The sequence below is a fragment of the Marinobacter sp. MBR-99 genome, assembly GCF_040547575.1.
In the GTDB taxonomy this organism is placed as follows: domain Bacteria; phylum Pseudomonadota; class Gammaproteobacteria; order Pseudomonadales; family Oleiphilaceae; genus Marinobacter.
The window spans coordinates 13,633-31,571 of sequence record NZ_JBEPPY010000001.1; the positions used below are offsets into that span (position 1 = coordinate 13,633).

General features: G+C 57.6%; 17 protein-coding genes. 8 read left to right on the top strand and 9 right to left on the bottom strand.

The features are described from left to right. Position 1 precedes the first annotated feature (1 nt). Positions 2 to 610, bottom strand: coding sequence for a cytochrome-c oxidase, cbb3-type subunit II (ccoO, locus tag ABIE59_RS00075; RefSeq protein ID WP_354443131.1), 609 nt, complete (start codon positions 608 to 610; stop codon positions 2 to 4). Between the two features lie 13 nt (positions 611 to 623). Continuing rightward, on the bottom strand, positions 624 to 2,054 hold the full coding sequence (gene ccoN, locus ABIE59_RS00080) for a cytochrome-c oxidase, cbb3-type subunit I (RefSeq protein WP_354443133.1): 1,431 nt from the start codon (positions 2,052 to 2,054) through the stop codon (positions 624 to 626). Between the two features lie 221 nt (positions 2,055 to 2,275). On the opposite strand from ccoN, the gene ABIE59_RS00085 reads away from it, so the two are divergent. Continuing rightward, positions 2,276 to 2,938, top strand: a complete 663-nt coding sequence (locus tag ABIE59_RS00085; protein ID WP_354443135.1) for an alpha/beta family hydrolase — start codon at positions 2,276 to 2,278, stop codon at positions 2,936 to 2,938. On the opposite strand, the gene ABIE59_RS00090 is transcribed toward ABIE59_RS00085, so the two are convergent. After that, the gene (locus ABIE59_RS00090; RefSeq protein ID WP_354443137.1) at positions 2,905 to 4,782 is read right to left on the bottom strand and encodes a sensor domain-containing diguanylate cyclase; all 1,878 of its coding nucleotides are present in this window, start codon (positions 4,780 to 4,782) and stop codon (positions 2,905 to 2,907) included. The two genes, ABIE59_RS00085 and ABIE59_RS00090, sit on opposite strands and share 34 nt — an antisense overlap. 129 nt (positions 4,783 to 4,911) lie before the next feature. On the opposite strand from ABIE59_RS00090, the gene rlmM reads away from it, so the two are divergent. Further along, positions 4,912 to 5,988, top strand: a complete 1,077-nt coding sequence (gene rlmM, locus ABIE59_RS00095; protein WP_354443139.1) for a 23S rRNA (cytidine(2498)-2'-O)-methyltransferase RlmM — start codon at positions 4,912 to 4,914, stop codon at positions 5,986 to 5,988. Positions 5,989 to 5,999: 11 nt separating this feature from the next. On the opposite strand, the gene ABIE59_RS00100 is transcribed toward rlmM, so the two are convergent. After that, positions 6,000 to 6,293, bottom strand: coding sequence for an antibiotic biosynthesis monooxygenase family protein (locus ABIE59_RS00100; protein WP_354443141.1), 294 nt, complete (start codon positions 6,291 to 6,293; stop codon positions 6,000 to 6,002). 82 nt (positions 6,294 to 6,375) lie between these two features. On the opposite strand from ABIE59_RS00100, the gene tusA reads away from it, so the two are divergent. Further along, positions 6,376 to 6,618, top strand: a complete 243-nt coding sequence (gene tusA / locus ABIE59_RS00105) for a sulfurtransferase TusA (protein ID WP_354443143.1) — start codon at positions 6,376 to 6,378, stop codon at positions 6,616 to 6,618. 9 nt (positions 6,619 to 6,627) lie between these two features. Here the strand turns inward: tusA and dsbD are convergent, their stop codons facing one another. After that, positions 6,628 to 8,520, bottom strand: coding sequence for a protein-disulfide reductase DsbD (gene dsbD / locus ABIE59_RS00110; RefSeq protein ID WP_354443145.1), 1,893 nt, complete (start codon positions 8,518 to 8,520; stop codon positions 6,628 to 6,630). A gap of 132 nt (positions 8,521 to 8,652) precedes the next feature. Between dsbD and ABIE59_RS00115 the strand changes: the two genes are divergently transcribed. From ABIE59_RS00115 to pdxB, 3 genes are read left to right on the top strand one after another with little or no spacing between them, the layout of a single operon-like run. Beyond that, on the top strand, positions 8,653 to 9,243 hold the full coding sequence (locus ABIE59_RS00115) for an elongation factor P hydroxylase (RefSeq protein WP_354443679.1): 591 nt from the start codon (positions 8,653 to 8,655) through the stop codon (positions 9,241 to 9,243). After that, positions 9,240 to 10,520: an ATP-dependent RNA helicase RhlB gene (rhlB, locus tag ABIE59_RS00120; protein ID WP_354443147.1), complete on the top strand. Its 1,281-nt coding sequence runs from the start codon at positions 9,240 to 9,242 to the stop codon at positions 10,518 to 10,520. Before ABIE59_RS00115 ends, rhlB begins: the two co-directional genes overlap by 4 nt. A 23-nt stretch (positions 10,521 to 10,543) precedes the next feature. Beyond that, positions 10,544 to 11,698 carry a 4-phosphoerythronate dehydrogenase PdxB gene (gene pdxB / locus ABIE59_RS00125; protein ID WP_354443149.1) on the top strand — a complete coding sequence of 385 codons (1,155 nt, stop codon included), beginning with the start codon at positions 10,544 to 10,546 and terminating at the stop codon, positions 11,696 to 11,698. Between the two features lie 75 nt (positions 11,699 to 11,773). On the opposite strand, the gene htpX is transcribed toward pdxB, so the two are convergent. From htpX to ABIE59_RS00140, 3 genes are all read right to left on the bottom strand, one after another. Next, positions 11,774 to 12,655, bottom strand: a complete 882-nt coding sequence (htpX, locus tag ABIE59_RS00130) for a protease HtpX (protein ID WP_072677521.1) — start codon at positions 12,653 to 12,655, stop codon at positions 11,774 to 11,776. Positions 12,656 to 12,748: 93 nt separating this feature from the next. Then, positions 12,749 to 13,222: a hypothetical protein gene (locus tag ABIE59_RS00135; protein WP_354443152.1), complete on the bottom strand. Its 474-nt coding sequence runs from the start codon at positions 13,220 to 13,222 to the stop codon at positions 12,749 to 12,751. Between the two features lie 11 nt (positions 13,223 to 13,233). Further along, positions 13,234 to 14,448, bottom strand: coding sequence for a pyridoxal phosphate-dependent aminotransferase (locus ABIE59_RS00140; protein ID WP_354443154.1), 1,215 nt, complete (start codon positions 14,446 to 14,448; stop codon positions 13,234 to 13,236). A gap of 250 nt (positions 14,449 to 14,698) precedes the next feature. On the opposite strand from ABIE59_RS00140, the gene ABIE59_RS00145 reads away from it, so the two are divergent. Continuing rightward, complete coding sequence (locus ABIE59_RS00145; protein ID WP_354443156.1) at positions 14,699 to 15,184, top strand: glutathione peroxidase; 486 nt, start codon at positions 14,699 to 14,701, stop codon at positions 15,182 to 15,184. A 1-nt stretch (position 15,185) separates the two neighbouring features. Next, complete coding sequence (locus tag ABIE59_RS00150) at positions 15,186 to 15,653, top strand: MarR family winged helix-turn-helix transcriptional regulator (RefSeq protein ID WP_354443158.1); 468 nt, start codon at positions 15,186 to 15,188, stop codon at positions 15,651 to 15,653. Here ABIE59_RS00150 and ABIE59_RS00155 read toward each other — a convergent pair. After that, the gene (locus tag ABIE59_RS00155) at positions 15,604 to 17,886 is read right to left on the bottom strand and encodes an ATP-binding protein (RefSeq protein ID WP_502915309.1); all 2,283 of its coding nucleotides are present in this window, start codon (positions 17,884 to 17,886) and stop codon (positions 15,604 to 15,606) included. The two genes, ABIE59_RS00150 and ABIE59_RS00155, sit on opposite strands and share 50 nt — an antisense overlap. Between the last annotated feature and the right edge of the window lie 53 nt (positions 17,887 to 17,939).

A 17,939-nucleotide genomic window follows, 5' to 3' on the forward strand; every position in this document is an offset into this window, starting at 1 on the left:
ATCACCGTTTGTCTGAAATCACAGTACCCAGTTGTTGCAGGTATGCGACCAGTGCTTCTATTTCAAACTTGCCCTCAATGTCTGAGGCGGCACTGGCAACCTGATCGTCCGTATACGGTACGCCGAGGGTCTGCAGTGTTCTCATTCGGGCTTCGATGGTGGTGTGCTTAACACGGTTATCGAATAGCCAAGGGAAAGCCGGCATGTTGGACTCAGGCACTACACTGCGGGGATCGTAAAGATGCTGGCGCTGCCAGGCATCGGAATAACGACCGCCCACGCGGGCCAGGTCAGGACCAGTACGCTTGGAGCCCCACAGGAACGGGCGGTCGTAAACAAACTCGCCCGCTACGGAGTAGTGGCCATAACGTTCGGTCTCCGCCCGGAACGGGCGGATCTGCTGGGTATGGCACACGTGACAGCCTTCGCGGATGTAAATGTCCCGGCCTTCCAGTTCCAGTGCAGACAGGGGCTTGAGGCCTTCAATCGGCTGGTTAACATCTTTCTGGAAGAACAGGGGCACTACTTCGGCCAGGAAGCCGCCGCTGATGACGAAGATAATCAGGACGATCATCAGGCCAAGGTTCTTTTCTACAATTTCATGTCTCATCTGGTCTCTCCCCTTACGCCGCTTGAACGGCAGCGTTGTCCTTTGCTGCGGCTTCTTTCTGGCGCACGGTCATGTACACGTTGTAAGCCATGATCAGCATGCCGGCGAGGAAGATGGCGCCGCCGACAAACCGGACGAAATAGCCGGGGTAGGACGCCTCAAGGGACTCAACGAAGCTGTAGGTCAGCGTGCCGTCTTCGTTGACTGCGCGCCACATCAGGCCTTGCATGATGCCGTTGACCCACATGGCAACAATGTACAGTACGGTTCCGACGGTCGCGAGCCAGAAGTGAACGTTAATCATTGCAGTACTGTACATGGCCTGCACGCCCCAAAGTTTTGGAACCAGGTGGTAGACTGCGCCGATACTGATCATGGCCACCCAGCCCAGGGCACCAGAGTGGACGTGGCCGATAGTCCAGTCAGTGTTGTGAGACAGGGCGTTAACGGTTTTGATAGACATCATCGGGCCTTCGAAGGTAGACATACCGTAGAAGGACAGCGATACCACCAGGAAGCGCAGGATCGGGTCGGTGCGCAGTTTGTGCCAGGCACCAGAGAGAGTCATCATCCCGTTGATCATACCACCCCAGGATGGCGCCAGCAGAATCAGGGACATGATCATGCCTGCAGTCTGTGCCCAGTCAGGCAGGGCAGAGTAGTGCAGGTGGTGGCCGCCGGCCCATACGTAGGTCGTGATCAGTGCCCAGAAGTGGACGATAGACAGGCGGTAGGAATAAACCGGACGGTTGGCCTGCTTGGGAACGAAGTAGTACATCATGCCCAGGAAGCCGGCAGTCAGGAAGAAGCCAACGGCGTTGTGGCCATACCACCACTGCATCATCGCATCGGTCACACCGGCGTATGCAGAGTAGGATTTGAAGGCTGTCGCTGGCAGGGCCATGTTGTTACCGATGTGCAGAACCGCAACGGTAATGATGAAGGCGCCATAGAACCAGTTGGCCACATAGATGTGTGGCGTGCTGCGCTTCATAACGGTGCCGAAGAACACCAGTGCGTAGGTTACCCACACGACGGCAATGGCGATATCGATCGGCCATTCCAGTTCGGCGTATTCCTTGGCAGAGGTAATGCCCAGCGGCAAGGTGATGGCTGCAGATACAATGATCGCTTGCCAGCCCCAGAACGTGAATGCTGCCATACCATCAGAGAACAGGCGAGCCTGACAGGTCCGCTGTACAACGTAGTACGAGGTAGCAAACAGGGCACTTCCGCCAAAGCCGAAGATGACGGCGTTGGTATGCAGCGGCCGCAGGCGACCGAAGTGAGTCCAGGGCAGATCGAGGTTGAGGGATGGCCAAACCAGCTGTGCTGCAATCAACACACCCAGAGCCATGCCTACAATACCCCATACCACTGTCATGATGGCGAATTGTCTCACCACCTTGTAGTTGTATGTCAGGTTTGCATTTACTGTGCTCATAGCCTTACCAATGGGTTTAGGATGGGGAATTATGCGGGCGCAAGTATGGAGAAACCATTAGGCCTTTGCAATGATTCAGGTCAACTCCTGACATTCGTCAAATGCGCTGGAATCAGCAGTTTGGCCAATAGTTTGCACGGCCCGAGCCGGGTTGCCGAAGCACCTTGAAGGTTTCTGCTCGGTCACTAATGATACCGTCTGACAGCCAAGAGGTGAACGTTGTGAATCGGATTACGACCAAAGACTATGGTAAAGGCGCCAAAAGTGTCATGTTGCTGGCCCATGGGGCCGGCGCACCCATGGATTCTCCCTTTATGGATCAGCTATCGGCGGCTCTGGAGCAGCAGGGTATTGCAACGGTGCGCTTTGAGTTTCCTTACATGGTTCGGCGACGTGAAGACGGCCGTAAACGGCCACCGGACAGAATGCCCGTGTTGCTGGACTCCTTCCGGGCCGAAGTGGCGCGGGTAAGAACTGAGTTGGGCAAGGATTGCCTGATCCTGGTGGGCGGTAAATCAATGGGCGGTCGGGTTGCCTCAGTGCTGGCCAGCGAGCAGGCTCCAGATATCTCCGGGGTTATCTGCTATGGCTATCCTTTCCATCCCCCCGGCAAGCTGGATCGCTGGCGTACTGATCATTTTTCGACCGTTGACTGCCCGATGATGATTATACAGGGAACCCGGGACCCTTTTGGCAAGCCGGAGGAGGTTGCGGCCCGGGGTAAGATGAGGGGGCTAAACCGGCTGTGCTGGCTGGATGGTGGAAACCATGACTTCAAGACGCCGGCAAGGCATCCCGAAAGCCAGGCGACGCTCATTAAGCGGGCGGCTTGCGAAACCAGCCGTTTTGCTCAGGAGTTGCTGGCGGGCTCGGAACTGCGTTGAGCAAGGGAGATTCCGTCCCGGCCGGCGGCTTTGGCTGCATAGAGCGCTTTGTCAGCGCGCCGGAACAAGCTATCTGGTAGTTCTTCGCTGCCAAGAACGGCGATTCCGGCGCTCACGGTGAGGTTGATGTCGGCGCCATCCGGAGCGGTGATATGGGAGCCCCGAATCGCCTCGAGAATATCCTGGCACAATTTTGAAGCGCCGGTGGCGTCTGTGCCGGGTAGGAGCAGGGCAAACTCTTCGCCGCCAAACCGGACGGCGACATCCCGTGGTCGCTTGATCTGGTCCTTCAGGCAGTTGGCGATATGTCTGAGGCATTTGTCGCCAAAATCATGGCCCCAGGTGTCGTTAATTCGCTTGAAGTGGTCGGCATCAACCAGCGCCAGTGACAACGGTTGGCCGGTTCGGCGAGCTTCACGGCAGAGTTCCGGTAACAGGTTATCCATGTGCCGGCGATTGTGTAGTCCTGTCAGGGCGTCGTTCAGGCTCAGAGATGCCAGTTTCCGGTTCGCCTGCTCAAGTTCCCGCATGGTGTTGCGCAGCTGTGCCGTGCGCTCGTGAACCTTGAACTCCAGCTCAGTGCGTGCCTGGTGCTCGATATCCAGCAACTTCTGATTCAGCAGGCGCCAGCGTTGCACCATCGCATAGTTCAGCAGGATAACCTGGCCCCCGACAGCGGCCTGCATCATGACCTCGCGGGCGAGATAGTCGCCGAGGTAGCCAAAGGCCGCGAGGGCATAAGCCAGGGCGCCGACCACCATGATCATCCAGGCAGCGATGTACCAGAACGCGGGGAGATAGCCCTGGCGCCAGCGGATAGTGGCAATGACAGACAACGCGGCAATCACCACCAGAGCATAAGCCGTGTTCAGCAGGATGGTTTTCGAATAGGGCAGCACGAAGGTCAGGGCCAGCAAGCCCACAGCAGACCAGACCAGCCCTCGGAGCACGGACTCTGAAACCGTGCCGGCACTGACATCAAGAAATGACCAGCCAAACAGAGTCATGGCGGCTGAGCAGATGACCAGCGTGAGTGGGATCGATAAGTTCGCCAGTTGGGCACTTTCCGGCCAGAAATACTGATTTGCGAAGCCACCCATGGCAAACAGAAACATCGCCATGGAGCTGATATAGAAAGAATTGTAAAAGTAGTACCGGGTGCCGGAGCTGAAGAAAAGCAGCAGGTTGAAGGCCGCCAGTATCAGCAGCGCTCCGTAAAACAGGCCGTGAATCAAGGTCAGGTGATTGCTTTCTGCAATGACCTCTTCCGGTGTCATCAGGGCGAGAGGTACATTCAGCGCACCACTGCTGTGAACCCGGATGGTAATAGTTCGCCGTTCTGACGGATCCAGGGTGACCGGCAGCAGGTAATAACGGTAATCTATGCCCCGGGTGGCAAACGGCAGTGAATCACCTGTGGTCAGCGGCGGTGCGGCCTCGGTGGTAACATCTGAGTTTCCCGGCTGGTGGCGGTCCTGCCAGAAGGTAATTTCGTCCAGCAGTGGGTAGTTGAGCTTCAGATACCAGAGCGTCCGGTCGGTGCCCGGATTGTGTACGGTCAGTTGAATCCAGTATACGGCGTCTGTGTGGCTGAACACCAGGTCATGGCCGTTGGCAGGGGTCCAGGGCATATCGGCCGGCAACTCCGATGCGCTGTTGGCGGCGTGGGCCGGCTCACCTGGGCGTGCGGAGTGGAAGCACAGGTGATAATTAATCGCGCTCCGGGCTTCGGGATTGGTGGCCTGAAGGGTCGGGCACGGTTCCGCCGCCAGGCTGTGGCCGGGCACGATGCCGGCAAGGGCCAGCATGCCAAGCATCAGCAGGGCGCAGAATCGAGGCGTCATCACCGGAATCCCATGTCGAATGAAGGCGGAAGTGTAGCCAGCGTAAACAAATCCTGCTGTTAAACAGGTTCAAGTTTCTTATCTGTCAGGGTGTCAGATTCCTGACAATTGTGATTGAAAAGGTGATAAATGCAACAGGTTATGCTGGTGTGCCGCCCTGGATTCGAAGCCGAGGCGGGCCAGGAAGTGACGGACCAGGCCACTCTGAGAGGCGTATTTGGTTACTTTCAGCCGGTCAGGAATGCCGGGCTGGTTCGGTTTAGCATCGGCAGTGGGGAGAGCCCGGAAGAGCTTATGGGCCGCCTGCCGTTGGAAGAGCTGGTGTTTGTCCGGGACTGGTTCATTATCCTGGGCGACTGCGCGTTGCCTGTTCAGGATCGAGTAGGGGCTGTGGTGGCGTTTTTGCGAGATCAGGATTGGGCTGGTAGTGGTTGTGCCCGGGTAGAGGTGCGTTTACCCGAGAGCAACGAGGACCGCGACCTGGGCAACTTTTCCCGCAAGTGGGTGGCGCCGTTATCGAAGGGGTTGCGGGGCGCGGGATTGCTTCAGGAATCGGCGGATGCACAAACCAGGACCCGTCTGGAAATACTGCTGGCAGACTTTGGCACAGCCGTGATTGGATACAGCCTCGCCGGTAACCGATCGCCGTTCCCAGGGGGAGTGCCAAGGCTCAGGTTGCCCGCTTCGGCTCCCAGCCGTTCGGCGCTGAAACTCGAGGAGGCCTGGAAGGTGTTTCTGCCGGAAGATCGATGGCTGGACTATCTGGGCGGTGGCAGGAAAGCTGTGGATCTGGGAGCTGCCCCGGGCGGCTGGACCTGGCAACTGGTGAATCACGGCATGATGGTCACCGCTGTTGATAATGGCCCGATGAATACCGAGCTCATGGCCAGTGGGCATGTTGAGCACGTTGAGGCCGATGGCTATGCCTGGCGTCCGAAGCGTGCGGTCGACTGGATGGTATGCGACATCGTTGACAAGCCGCGCCGAACCTCCCGAATGGCAGTGGACTGGCTGTCAGAAAGGCTTTGCCGATACACGGTATTCAACCTGAAGTTACCGATGAAGAAACGCTACGACGAATGGCTGATATGCCAGGACATACTGATGCGCGGTATTGAGGAGGCAGGCCTGACTTGCCACGTGCGGGCCCGCCATCTGTATCATGATCGAGAGGAAATCACCTGTTTCATCGAACGCCTGGACTGAGCCTTACCGGCTCAGGGCATGGGGCTTTGCTCAAGTACTGTGATGACTTCATCACGGTCCATCATGGGCACCAGTTCTGCCATCAGCTCGCGCCGCTCCTGGGAATGGTACCAGCGATCCCAGTCAGCCTCTGAACGCCAGTTGGCAAGGGTGATACGGTGGTTCGGGTCATGGCTGTCGACCAGAGTCTCACCTGAAATAAAACCCGGTGCACCCACGGCCTGCTGCAATACCAGGCGGGACCGCTCCTCGTAGGCGGTTTCCAGAGTTTCTGCGATGTGTCGTTCAATCAAAACCCGAATCATGCAATTGGTCCTTTATTTTCGTTGCTGTAAACAATAATTTAGCATCGGATTCTGAAAATCACGAGAACTGGAGGTGGCTGTTTTGACAACCCTGGAGTATAACGCCGAGCTTGATGCTCGAGGGCTGTTCTGCCCGGAACCGGTCATGTTGCTGCACACCCGGATTAACGATGTTGGCATAGGGGAAGTGTTGCGCGTTGTTGCGACTGACCCCTCTACAACCCGGGATATACCCCGTTTTTGCCAGTTCCTGGGTCATGAACTGCTGAGTCATCAGGAGTTGGACGGCGAGTTTCATTTTCTCATCCGCCGTTGTGCCGGCTGAGCAGACCGCTTAGCTTTCTCGCGCTACCTTGCCAAGATGCTCAAGGAACTGCCGACGGTTCATTTCCCCCAGTACCCGCGCTTCCTGTAGTTCCTCGCCGTTGGTTCGGTAGAACAGAATTGCCGGCGGACCGAAGAGCCCGAGTTCATCCAGCAGGGCCTGTTGCTCTCGGGTGTTGTCGGTCATGTCGATCTGCAACAGAGTGTAGGGCGCCAGCGCCTGGATCACGTCCTGATCGCTGAACACGTTTCGCTCCATAACCTTGCACGACACGCACCAGTCTGCATAGAAATCGAGCACCACAGGTTGCTGGTTGGCGCTGGCCTGGGCGAGCATCACTCGAATCTGTTGCGGATCTTTGACACGCTGGAAGTCCGCATGGCTGGCGCCGCCCGGTACCTGGCCCGCTGAGGCGGTAAATGGAGCCAGCGGCCGCAAAGGATCGTTCGCGCCAGTGACAGCCCCCGCAAGAAGAGCCAGGCCGTAGGCGAACATTACCAGGCCCAGGCCTTTGCGTGTTCGTTCCCAGCCAGCCCTCGCAGCATCAAAGGCGCCCAGTTGAACGCCTGTGATGGCCACCAGTAGCCCCCACATAGTCAGGCCTGCCCAGGCCGGCACTATCCGTTCGACAAGCCAGATGGCAACGGCCAGCAGCATGACACCGTAAAAATGCTTGACGGCGGTCATCCAATGGCCGGAGGTAGGCAGTAGCTTACGGCCACCAACGGCCACAAGGATCAGTGGAACCCCCATGCCGAGGCCGAGTGCAAGCAAGGCAACGCCACCGATGACGGCGTCCTGGGTGGTGGAGATGTAAAGCAGGCTGCCAGCCAGTGGTGCGGAAACGCAGGGAGAGACAATCAGAGCCGACAAGGAGCCAATACCAAAAATGCTGATCACCCGGGTACCTGTCAGTTTCTGGCTGGCATCGTTAAGCGGTTCCCGAATAAAGCGGGGTAGCTGAATTTCGAACAGATCAAACATGGCCAGGGCAAACAGTACGAACAGAGCGGCGAAGATGCCGAGCACCATGGGTGACTGGAGTTGTGCCTGCAGGTTGAAGCTGGCGCCCAGCAGTCCGGTAATCACCCCCGCGGCAGCGTAGGTGAGCGCCATGCCGAGCACGTAGCTGCCCGACAGCAACAGCGCATGCCCGGTTGTGCGCGTATTGTGGCCTGAAACCATGGTGGAAATGATCGGCACCATGGGCAAGACGCAGGGGGTGAACGTCAGCCCCAGCCCCAGCAGGAAGAACACGCCGGCAATCATCCACATGGACTGACTGGACAGGAAGCCGGCCAGTCCGGTCGCAGAGGACGTATTGTCAGCCGTGTTGAATGCCCCGCCGCTGGAGTCGCCACTGGCTGCCGGTATTGATAAATTGCCCTGGCTGCCGCTCTTGCCTGGGTAGTAGAGAACGTCCCGCGTCTGCGGCGGATAACACAGGCCCGCTTTGGCGCAGCCCTGGTAGCTGACCTGTAGTTCCGCTTCCGTTATCCCCTCAGGCAGGATGACCGGTACGCGAGCCTCGACCGGATCAAAGAACACCATCATCTCGCCAAAATATTCGTCTTCGGTCAGGGTGCCGGGCAATGAGAATTCCGGTTCGCCAATGCTGATGCCGTCGGTGGTCGGGGTGATCTGGATGCGACTCTCATAGAGATAGTGGCCCGGAGCGATATCCCAGGACAGGATAACGCTGTCGCCTTCGGTGCGGTGGTTGAAGGGCAAGGCTTCGTCTACGGGCAGGAAGCCATTGTTGCCGCCACCAAACAGGGAGTTGCCTGAGCCGCCAAAGGCCTGGGCGACCGCAGGAAGCATGGCAAACAGCAGGGCCGCAAGAGCCAAGAACTGGGTAAGTGGTCGTCGCAGTCGTAGATAGTGGGCCGGAATAGCTGTCATGAATGCTTCGTTATCCTGGGTGTTTTCAAAAAAGGCGGCTGTATGGTTCGTTGCCTTGCTGCCAAAGACATCACCGAGGTGTCAAAGTTCCCTCTGGTATTGCCTGCATTAAAGTCGCACAATAGCCAACCGATGAATCACAATCCAGACGATCTTATCATGCTGTTCAACGACCTGTTCCGGGAATCCTACCGGACCATTCTGGTCAGGGGCAGTGACGAACCGGAGTACCTGCCTGCCAGCGAGCCAGACGGACTTGCCCGGGTAGTGTTTGCCCACGGTTTTTTTGCCAGTGCCCTCCACGAAATCGCCCATTGGTGTATAGCCGGTGAGCATCGGCGCACATTGCACGATTATGGATACTGGTATTGTCCGGATGGGCGTAGCCTGAAACAGCAGCAGGCGTTCGAACAGGTGGAGGTAAAGCCCCAGGCCATTGAATGGCTGTTTTCCCTGGCCGCCGGCACTCGCTTTCATATCAGCGTTGATAACCTTGCCGGCAGCGGTGCCGCCGATGAGCAGGCCTTCCGCGCTAACGTCTGTCTGCAGGTTTCTGAATATATGGCCCGGGGCCTGCCACCAAGAGCCCGGCAATTTTTCGATACACTCACGTCTTTCTACGGGACGGCCGACAGAATCCAGCAATGCTGGCATCAGGACAAGCGCCGCGTGGCGCCCACGGCTCCCGAATACGACCACTCAAGGATATTAGAGCCTCTATGACATCTGACCCAAAACATACCGGCGATTTGCGCTTCAGCGATCTGAACCTGGACAAGCGCCTGCTGGATGCCATCAGTCAAATCGGATTCGAATACTGTACGCCCATTCAGGCTGAAACCCTGCCGTGGACCCTGGCCTGCGAAGACCTCATCGGCCAAGCACAGACCGGTACCGGCAAAACGGCAGCGTTCCTGATCACTGCGATACAGACACTGCTGGAAACGCCAGTGGACGAAAAAGACCGGTTTGCCTCGGAGCCCCGGGTGCTTGCCCTGGCTCCAACCCGTGAACTGGCCATGCAGATCGCCAAAGACGCAGAGCAGCTTTGCCAGTACACCGGCCACAATGTGGTTACCGTGGTGGGCGGCATGAACTACGACAAGCAGCGTGAGCAGTTGCAGAATGAGATTGTCGACATTCTGGTGGCAACCCCGGGCCGGCTGATTGACTTTTTGGGTTCCCAGGACGTGTTTCTGGACCAGATCGACATCCTGATCCTGGATGAAGCAGACCGCATGCTGGATATGGGGTTCATCCCCGACGTCAAACGCATTATCCGCAAGTGCACCGAAAAAGATGACCGCCAAACCCTGCTGTTCAGCGCCACCTTCAACCAGGACGTACTCAACCTCGCGTCCATGTGGACCCGCAATGCAGAGTTTGTTGAAATTGAGCCGGAGCAGAAGACCGCCGAGCGGGTAGAGCAGACGGTTTACCTGGTGTCGGACGACGACAAACTGCCGGTGCTGGTGAACTACCTCAAGCGCCCGGAGGTTGAGAAAGCCATCGTGTTTGCCAACCGTCGTGACCAATGTCGGGATCTTGAGGAGGACCTTAAAAACCAGGGCGTGAAAGTGGCCCTGATGTCGGGCGAGATCGCCCAGAACAAACGGCTGAAAACGCTGGACCAGTTCAAAAAGGGGCAGATCCAGGTGCTGGTGGCTACCGATGTGGCAGGCCGGGGCATTCACGTTAATGGCGTGACCCACGTATTCAACTACAACCTGCCTGAGAACGCCGAGGATTATGTGCACCGCATCGGCCGCACTGGCCGGGCGGGTAAGACCGGGGTCTCGGTGAGCTTCGCCGGCGAGGATGATTCTTTCGCGCTGCCAGAGATCGAGAAGTACATCAGCCAGAAGCTGAAAACTGCGGTTCCGGATGAAGACCTGATGGCCACGATGGATAACCCTCCGATTACTCGAAAACGCGGCGGCCGCAGGCCCCAGGGCGGTCGTGGACCGGCCGGGCGCGGTCAACGCCCACGGCGTAACTGATCCGGTCGCGGGAGGCCAGGCCCATGCTGATTGTTGCAGACGAGAATATTCCGTTACTGGACGCCTTCTTCGGTGACATCGGAGAGATTCGCCGGGTTACAGGCAGAACCTTGACTCGCGAACAGGTGGCCGATGCCGATATTCTGCTGGTTCGCTCGGTAACCCGGGTTAACCGCGAGTTGCTGGAAGGAACCAGGGTTCGTTTTGTGGGTACTGCGACCATTGGCACCGATCATATAGACCTTGAGTGGTTGCAGACGCAGGGCATCGGCTTTGCCGCTGCCCCCGGATGCAATGCCAGCAGCGTGGCGGAGTATGTACTGTCAGTGGTGTCGCTGTTTGCTGAACGTCGCGGTCTGGATGACTGGACATCTCTGAAGGTTGGTATTGTTGGTGTTGGTAATGTGGGTGGCCAACTGGCCCAGTGTCTGGGACGCCTCGGATTCGAGGTACGCCTGTGTGACCCGCCAAGACAGGAGCGGGAATCCGGCGCAGAGACGCCCTATTGCAGCCTGGCAGAAGCGTTGGAGTGTGATGTGGTTTCCCTGCATACACCATTGACCCGCAATCAGCCTCACGCTACCTGGCATATGGTGTCACACCCGGAGCTGGCTTTGATCGGCCAGGATCAGCTGCTGATCAATGGTGGTAGGGGCGAGGTGATTGATTCCGAGGCATTGATGCGCCGCCTGGAGCAAGCTGATGCGCCACTGGTGGCGCTGGACGTCTGGGAGCAAGAGCCGGGCATCAGTCCCGACCTTGTGGAGAAAGTGTGGTTGGCAACCCCCCATATTGCCGGCTATAGCCTCGAGGGCAAGATGCAGGGTACGGAAATGGTATACCAGGCGTTGTGCCAGTTCCTGGGGCTGCCCATACGCAAGAAAGCGGGTCAGTTTTTGCCTGAACCCGCGGTCAGTAAAGTCTCGTTTACCAGTTCCGCTGAGGAAGACGACGCCATTCGTACCGCGCTTCGGGTCTGTTACGACCCAAGGCGGGATGATGCCCGGCTGCGACTGGCCATGCGGGGTAATCCTGAGCAACGGGCTCTGGCGTTTGACCGCCTGCGCCGTGACTATCCGGTGCGCCGGGAGTGCTCCAGCCTGAAGGTTCAGCTCAAAGGGACCAGTAAATCGCTGCAGGACAGTTTCCGTGCACTGGGCTGCAAACTCAAAATCTGACCAACGTGACCTGATTGCAGATGCAAAGGGGGGCGCTGATAGCGCCCCCCTTTGTTTTCTGCACAGGAATTTCTGTCACACCCTGGCGTTCTGCAAGGCTGCGATGCGATCTTCCAGTGGCGGGTGAGTCATGAACAAGGCTGCCAGCCCGGCCCTGGCACCACGGTTGATACCAAAGGCCTGAAGAGTGTCGGGCATTTGATCCGGCACTTCACTTTCCTGTTTCAGGCGAGCCAGCGCGCTGATCATTGCTCCGGTGCCGGCCAGCTGGGCCCCTGCAATGTCCGCCCGGAACTCCCTGCGGCGGGAGAACCAGAACACGATGGTGCTGGCAAGAATGCCAAGGACAATCTCGGCGGCGATACTGACCACAAAAAAGCCAATACCATGGCCGTTTTCGTTCTTGAACACCACCCGGTCGACGAAGGAGCCGATGACCCGTGATGCAAAAATGACAAAGGTGTTTACCACGCCCTGAATCAGCGCCAGCGTGACCATATCACCGTTGGCTACGTGGCCAATCTCGTGGCCCAGTACGGCCCGGATTTCATCCTTGTTGAACCGGTGCAGAAGCCCTTCACTGACCGCCACCAGCGAGTCGTTTTTGTTCCAGCCGGTCGCAAACGCGTTGGACTGGGAGGCGGGGAAAATCGCAACCTCAGGCATGCCGATGCCCGCTTTCTTGGAAAGCTCTGCCACTGTGTCCACCAGCCAGCGTTCGGCCGGTGTTCTGGGGGAGTCGATAACCCGGGCCTTGGTGCTCCACTTGGCCATGGGTTTGGAAATCAACAGCGAGACGATGGCACCCGCAAAGCCGAATACGGCAGCAAACGCCAGGAGCGAGCCGTAGTTGATGCCCTGTTGGGCCAGATAGCTGTCAACGCCCAGCAGTCGCAAGGTAAAGCTTGCGACCAGGATGACCGCCAGGTTGGTGGCCAGAAACAACAAAATCCGCATAGTCTATTCCCGTGTTAACGTTCCCTGAAACTGGTTGCCTTTCTGACCGATATATGTGGTCCGGGTTCACTCCTTCAAGAGCCTTACCTGTATTTAATGCACGCTCCCTGCGCCGGAATCAATGAAGAAAGAAGACTGAACGGCCAGGCTGATACGGCTGGAACTACCACTCTTGAGGGCCGATCTCAGCAGGTGGATATAGGTTGACAGATCCTTTTGTACGGAAGGTGGCAGTTCTGCTTCAGCACTGGAGGCATTCAGCTCCCGTATCAGCGCCTGGGGCGCCGGAGCACTGAGGCGCACAAACGCCTCGCGGGTCAGAACGGCCTGGTCCAGGGCTTCCTGCCGAATGGTGTCGACGTAGCGCAACAGGCCTTCCTCTGAGAGCCACAGAAGCGCGCCGAAACAGGCCATGTGTCGCTTGCTGTGAAGGCCAAACTCATCTGGCTCGTCTGGCCCGGCGATGTCTTCCACAAACAGGTTGATCCTTCTCGGGAATGCGGCATAAAGCTGGATCAGCGCAATAGCGACGTCCTTGTAGAACTCCTCGACATGTATGTCGGCCATATCAGCTCCGGTTACTGGCGGTAATGCTCCAGGAAATTGCCCAGGCGGCCCATGGCGTCTGCCAGGGTATCTTCCCGGGGGAGGAAAACGACGCGCAGATGCTGTCTGTCATCAATGTTGAAAGCGGACCCTTGAACCAGCAGGATTTTCTCCTGCAGCAGCAAGTCGAGCACCAGCTTTTCATCGTTGACCACCGGGAAGTGCTTCGGGTCCAGTCTCGGGAACAGGTACAGGGCGCCCTGGGGTTTGACACAGCTAACGCCGGGAATGTCGTTGAGCATGCGCCAGGCAGTTTCCCGCTGTTCATACAGCCGGCCGCCCGGTGCCACCAGATCATTTATAGATTGGTAGCCACCCAATGACGTCTGGATGGCCAACTGCGCCGGCACGTTGGCGCACAGGCGCATGTTGGAGAGCATCTCGATGCCCTCGATCAGGTCCCTGGCGCGATGCTTGGCGCCGCTGATAATCATCCAGCCGGAACGGTAGCCGGCCGCCCGGTAGTTCTTCGAAAGCCCGTTGTAGGTGAAGAACAGAACGTCATCGGCCAGGGCAGCAATAGAGGTGTGCTGGGTGCCGTCGTACAGGATCTTGTCGTAGATCTCGTCTGACAGGATGATCAGATTGTGCTGTCGGGCCAGTTCGATGACCTGCTGCAGCAGCTCTTCGGAATATACCGCGCCGGTGGGATTATTGGGATTGATCAGAACAATGGCCCGGGTGCGGCGGGTAATCTTCTTCTTGATGTCATCGATGTCCGGGAACCAGCCCTGTTGCTCATCGCACCGGTAGTGCACCGGCTTGCCGCTGGAGAGGGTAACGGCAGCGGTCCAGAGTGGGTAATCCGGTGCCGGAATCAGCACTTCATCGCCGGTGTTCAACAGTGCCTGCATGGACATGACGATCAGCTCACTGACGCCATTGCCCAGGAAAATGTCGTCGATATCGACCTTGGCGATACCCCGTTGCTGGCAGTAATGCATCACGGCTTTTCGAGCGGAGAACAGCCCCTTGGACTCCACGTATCCCTGGGCCTGATGCATGTTGTAGATGACGTCTTGCTGGATTTCTTCCGGCACGTCCAGCTCAAACGCCGCCGGGTTGCCAATGTTGAGCTTGAGAACCCGATGGCCTTCTTCTTCAAGGCGACGCGCCTCACGCAGAACCACGCCGCGAATTTCATAGCACACATTGTCGAGCTTGGCGGATTTGAAATAGTTCTGCATGGGTTGCTGGCGTCCTTAACAAACAGTCTGAAAGAGGCTCCGGTAAACGGAAGCATCCTATTCTAGCGGAGGGGAGGCCCGGGACAACAGGGGCAAATGTGTTGAATTGTGGCCAAATACGGATAGTTTGCGGCGGTTTTCGAAAGTGAACTCCGGGTGTCTGGCCTGTAATGACAGTTTCGCTTGTGGTTTTGTTCAATTAAATTGTGCACAATTAAAGTTCATGAGAACCATCAACAGGAGCAAGCGTATGTCTGGCGAATCCATTTACGACTTCAGTGTTCGTGACATCAAGGGCAATGAAGCCTCAATGGCCGATTACAAGGGAAAGGTCTTGCTGATTGTGAATACCGCATCAAAGTGCGGGTTTACACCGCAGTTTGAGGGCTTACAGGCGCTGCATGATCAACTCGGTGGTCAGGGCTTTGAGGTACTGGGTTTTCCCTGTAACCAGTTTATGAATCAGGACCCCGCAAATGAGGATGCCATCAGTCAATTCTGCTCCCTGAATTATGGCGTCAGCTTCCCGATGTTTGCCAAAATTGATGTGAACGGAGACGGGGCTCATCCGCTGTTCCGGTTCCTGAAGAAGGAGGCCAAGGGCCTGATGGGGTCAGAGAAGGTCAAATGGAACTTTACCAAGTTCCTGGTTAACCGGGATGGCCAGGTCATCCGCCGCTACGCACCCACGGCGAAACCCGCAGACATTCGTGCCGATATCGAGGAGCTGCTCTGAGATGAGCGCCGATGATCAGATGCTGGCGCTCGATAACCAGATCTGCTTTGCTCTCTACGCGTTGAATCGGGCGGTCACAGCACGGTATCGCCCCCTGCTTGCTGAGCTGGGGCTGACCTACCCACAGTATCTGGTCATGCTGGTGCTCTGGGAGCATGGCTCGGGTGAGGAGGCCGCCCGGGTATCGGATGTGGGAGCCCGGTTGCGGCTTGATAGCGGCACCCTGACACCACTCCTGAAGCGGCTGGAAGATCGTGGTCTGGTAATCAGGCAGCGGCAGGCAACCGATGAGCGGGTTGTTCGACTGAGTTTGACCGAGGACGGCTGGCGGTTGCGGGAGGCGGCTCGTCAGGTGCCCGGCCAGTTGGTGTGCGGCCTGGATGTGGCTCCGGAAAGGATGGTCGCTCTCCGGCACGAACTCAGGAGTCTGCTTGAGATTCTGGAGCACTCGGCGCCCAACGATCAATAACAGCCCTGAGCTCGTCACGCTTGTAAGGTTTGGTGATGTAATCGTTCATACCGGCTTCCAGGCAATCCTCCCGGTCACCCTGCATGACGTTGGCGGTAACTGCAATGATGGGTAATGTCTGCCACTCCGGATTGCGTCTGATCGCCCGGGTTGCTTCATAGCCGTCCATAACCGGCATCTGACAATCCATCAGAACCAGGTCGTAACGGCGCTTTTGCAGCGCTTCCAGGGCCCGCTGGCCGTTTTCCGCATGATCGACCCGATGCCCCAGCTTTTTCAGCAGGCTGCTGGCAACCAGTTGATTGACCTGATTATCTTCAACCAGCAACAGCGTGAGTTGGCTCTCGGTCTTCGCTGCCGCGGTGGGCTGACCCTGGGGTTCTGTGCTGGCGCTGTCTGGTAATCCTGCTGCGGCGCAGAGGCATTGGTAGAGTTCGGCTCGCCTGAGTGGTAGCGGTAGAACAAACTGGCCGGTTTTGTCGGAACTGACTGAGCCACTGCTGTCGGCCAGTATAACGCCGATTCCCTGCCAGCCGTCAGCGAAGGCCCTGTAATCTTCGTCACCTGGCTCTGCGGCTACCAGCAGGATGCCCTTTGGGTGACGACTGGCACTGCGAACCGGAATTGCCCATGCTCGCAGTTGTGATTCGATCGCCAGCCGGTGCGGGTGATCCTGAGGTATGGCCATGGCAACGCCGGTCTCACACAATCTATTGGCAGCCATCTCAGGCAGTCTGGGGTGCGCCGGTTCATGCACCGGAAGGGGCAGGGTGACGGTGAAATGTGTGCCGGCACCCTCACTGGAATCCACCAGTATCTGCCCGTGCATCCGTTCAACAAGCTGGCGACAAAGCGTCAGGCCAAGGCCTGTACCGCCGTATAGTCGGGTGGTATCGGTATCGGCCTGTGAAAAGGGTGAAAAGATCCGGTGTAGACCTTCTTTGGACATGCCAATGCCGCTATCGATAACCTCCATGCGAAGACTTCCACCGGAGTAGGTGGCGCGCACCCTGACATGGCCATCGTCCGTGAACTTGACCGCGTTGCTCAGCAAGTTGTTCAGGATCTGGCGAGTACGTGTCGGGTCGCCCAGAAACTGTTCGGGTAACATCGGGTCGGTTTCATTGACAAGATTGATGTGTTTGCGGCGAGCCTGCTGGGCGTGGAGGGTTGAGCATTCCTCGACCAGGTCGCGAACGCTGAATGGAATGTTCTCAAGGTTGAGTTTTCCGGCCTCGACCTTCGAGATGTCAAGAATATCATTGAGCAGCCCCAGCAGGCTCTCGCCGGCGTTCAGGGCAATCTCCAGACGATTTCTCTGGCCTGCGTCCTGTTCGCTTTCCAGTGCCAGGCCTAGCATTCCCAGCACGCCATTCAGCGGAGTGCGGATCTCATGGCTCATGCTGGCCAGGAAGTTGGCCCGGGCCCGGGCGCGTCTTACCGCATCTTCTTTGGCGCGAACCAGGGCCCGATTACCCCGTTGCAGGGCCTGGTTCTTTTCAGAAATCTCCCGTGTTCGGTCTTCCACTTCCTGCTCCAGCTGGCTGGAGTAGTTTTTCATGGCGCTCTCGGCTGCCCTCAACTGGGCCACGCTGCCTTCCATGTGTTCAAGGTGCTCATTGATGATGCCGACCATGGTGCCGATTTCATCGAAACGATGGTTTGCAGGCACCGGTAGCCGGACTTTCTCCGGGGTACTTGCCCTGACACGACTTAATGCCTCAATCACGTTGAGCATGGGGCGGGTCAGCACGAAATAGAAAATGCCAAGCAGCGCAACCGACAACACCAGGCTCTTGAGCAGTCCGATAACGAACGTGTTGACCGCGCGCTGCAGGAACTGCCAGCCGTAATGCCAGGTATCTATGGTGACAACCAGGTGGCCCAGCGGCAGGTCTTGCAGCTGGGGTACCCGGAGTTCTGTACTGAACACGCTGCTGGAGCCGAACAGCAGATCGCTGATCCAGCGGTATCGGGAGATCGGGCTACTCTGGCTGGCGGCCGACATGGTCTGGCCGTCGCTGTCGACGATCCGGGCGTCTATGGTTGCCGGGTGACGCAACAGGCCATCCAGCAACTCCTCAGCCAGTCTGACGTCGATGTTGTAGGCAATCTGGGACGCCGGACTGTTACTGATCTCAATCAGCGCCCGTATGTCCTGTTCCATGGCGTCTTTTGCCGAGAAATAGTCGAGGGTAATCTGAATCAGGTTCAGAACCAGACCAAGAGCCATAGCTACCAGCACGGTGTCGCGGGTAAGGCGGTAGGAAAGTCTTTGCCGGAAGC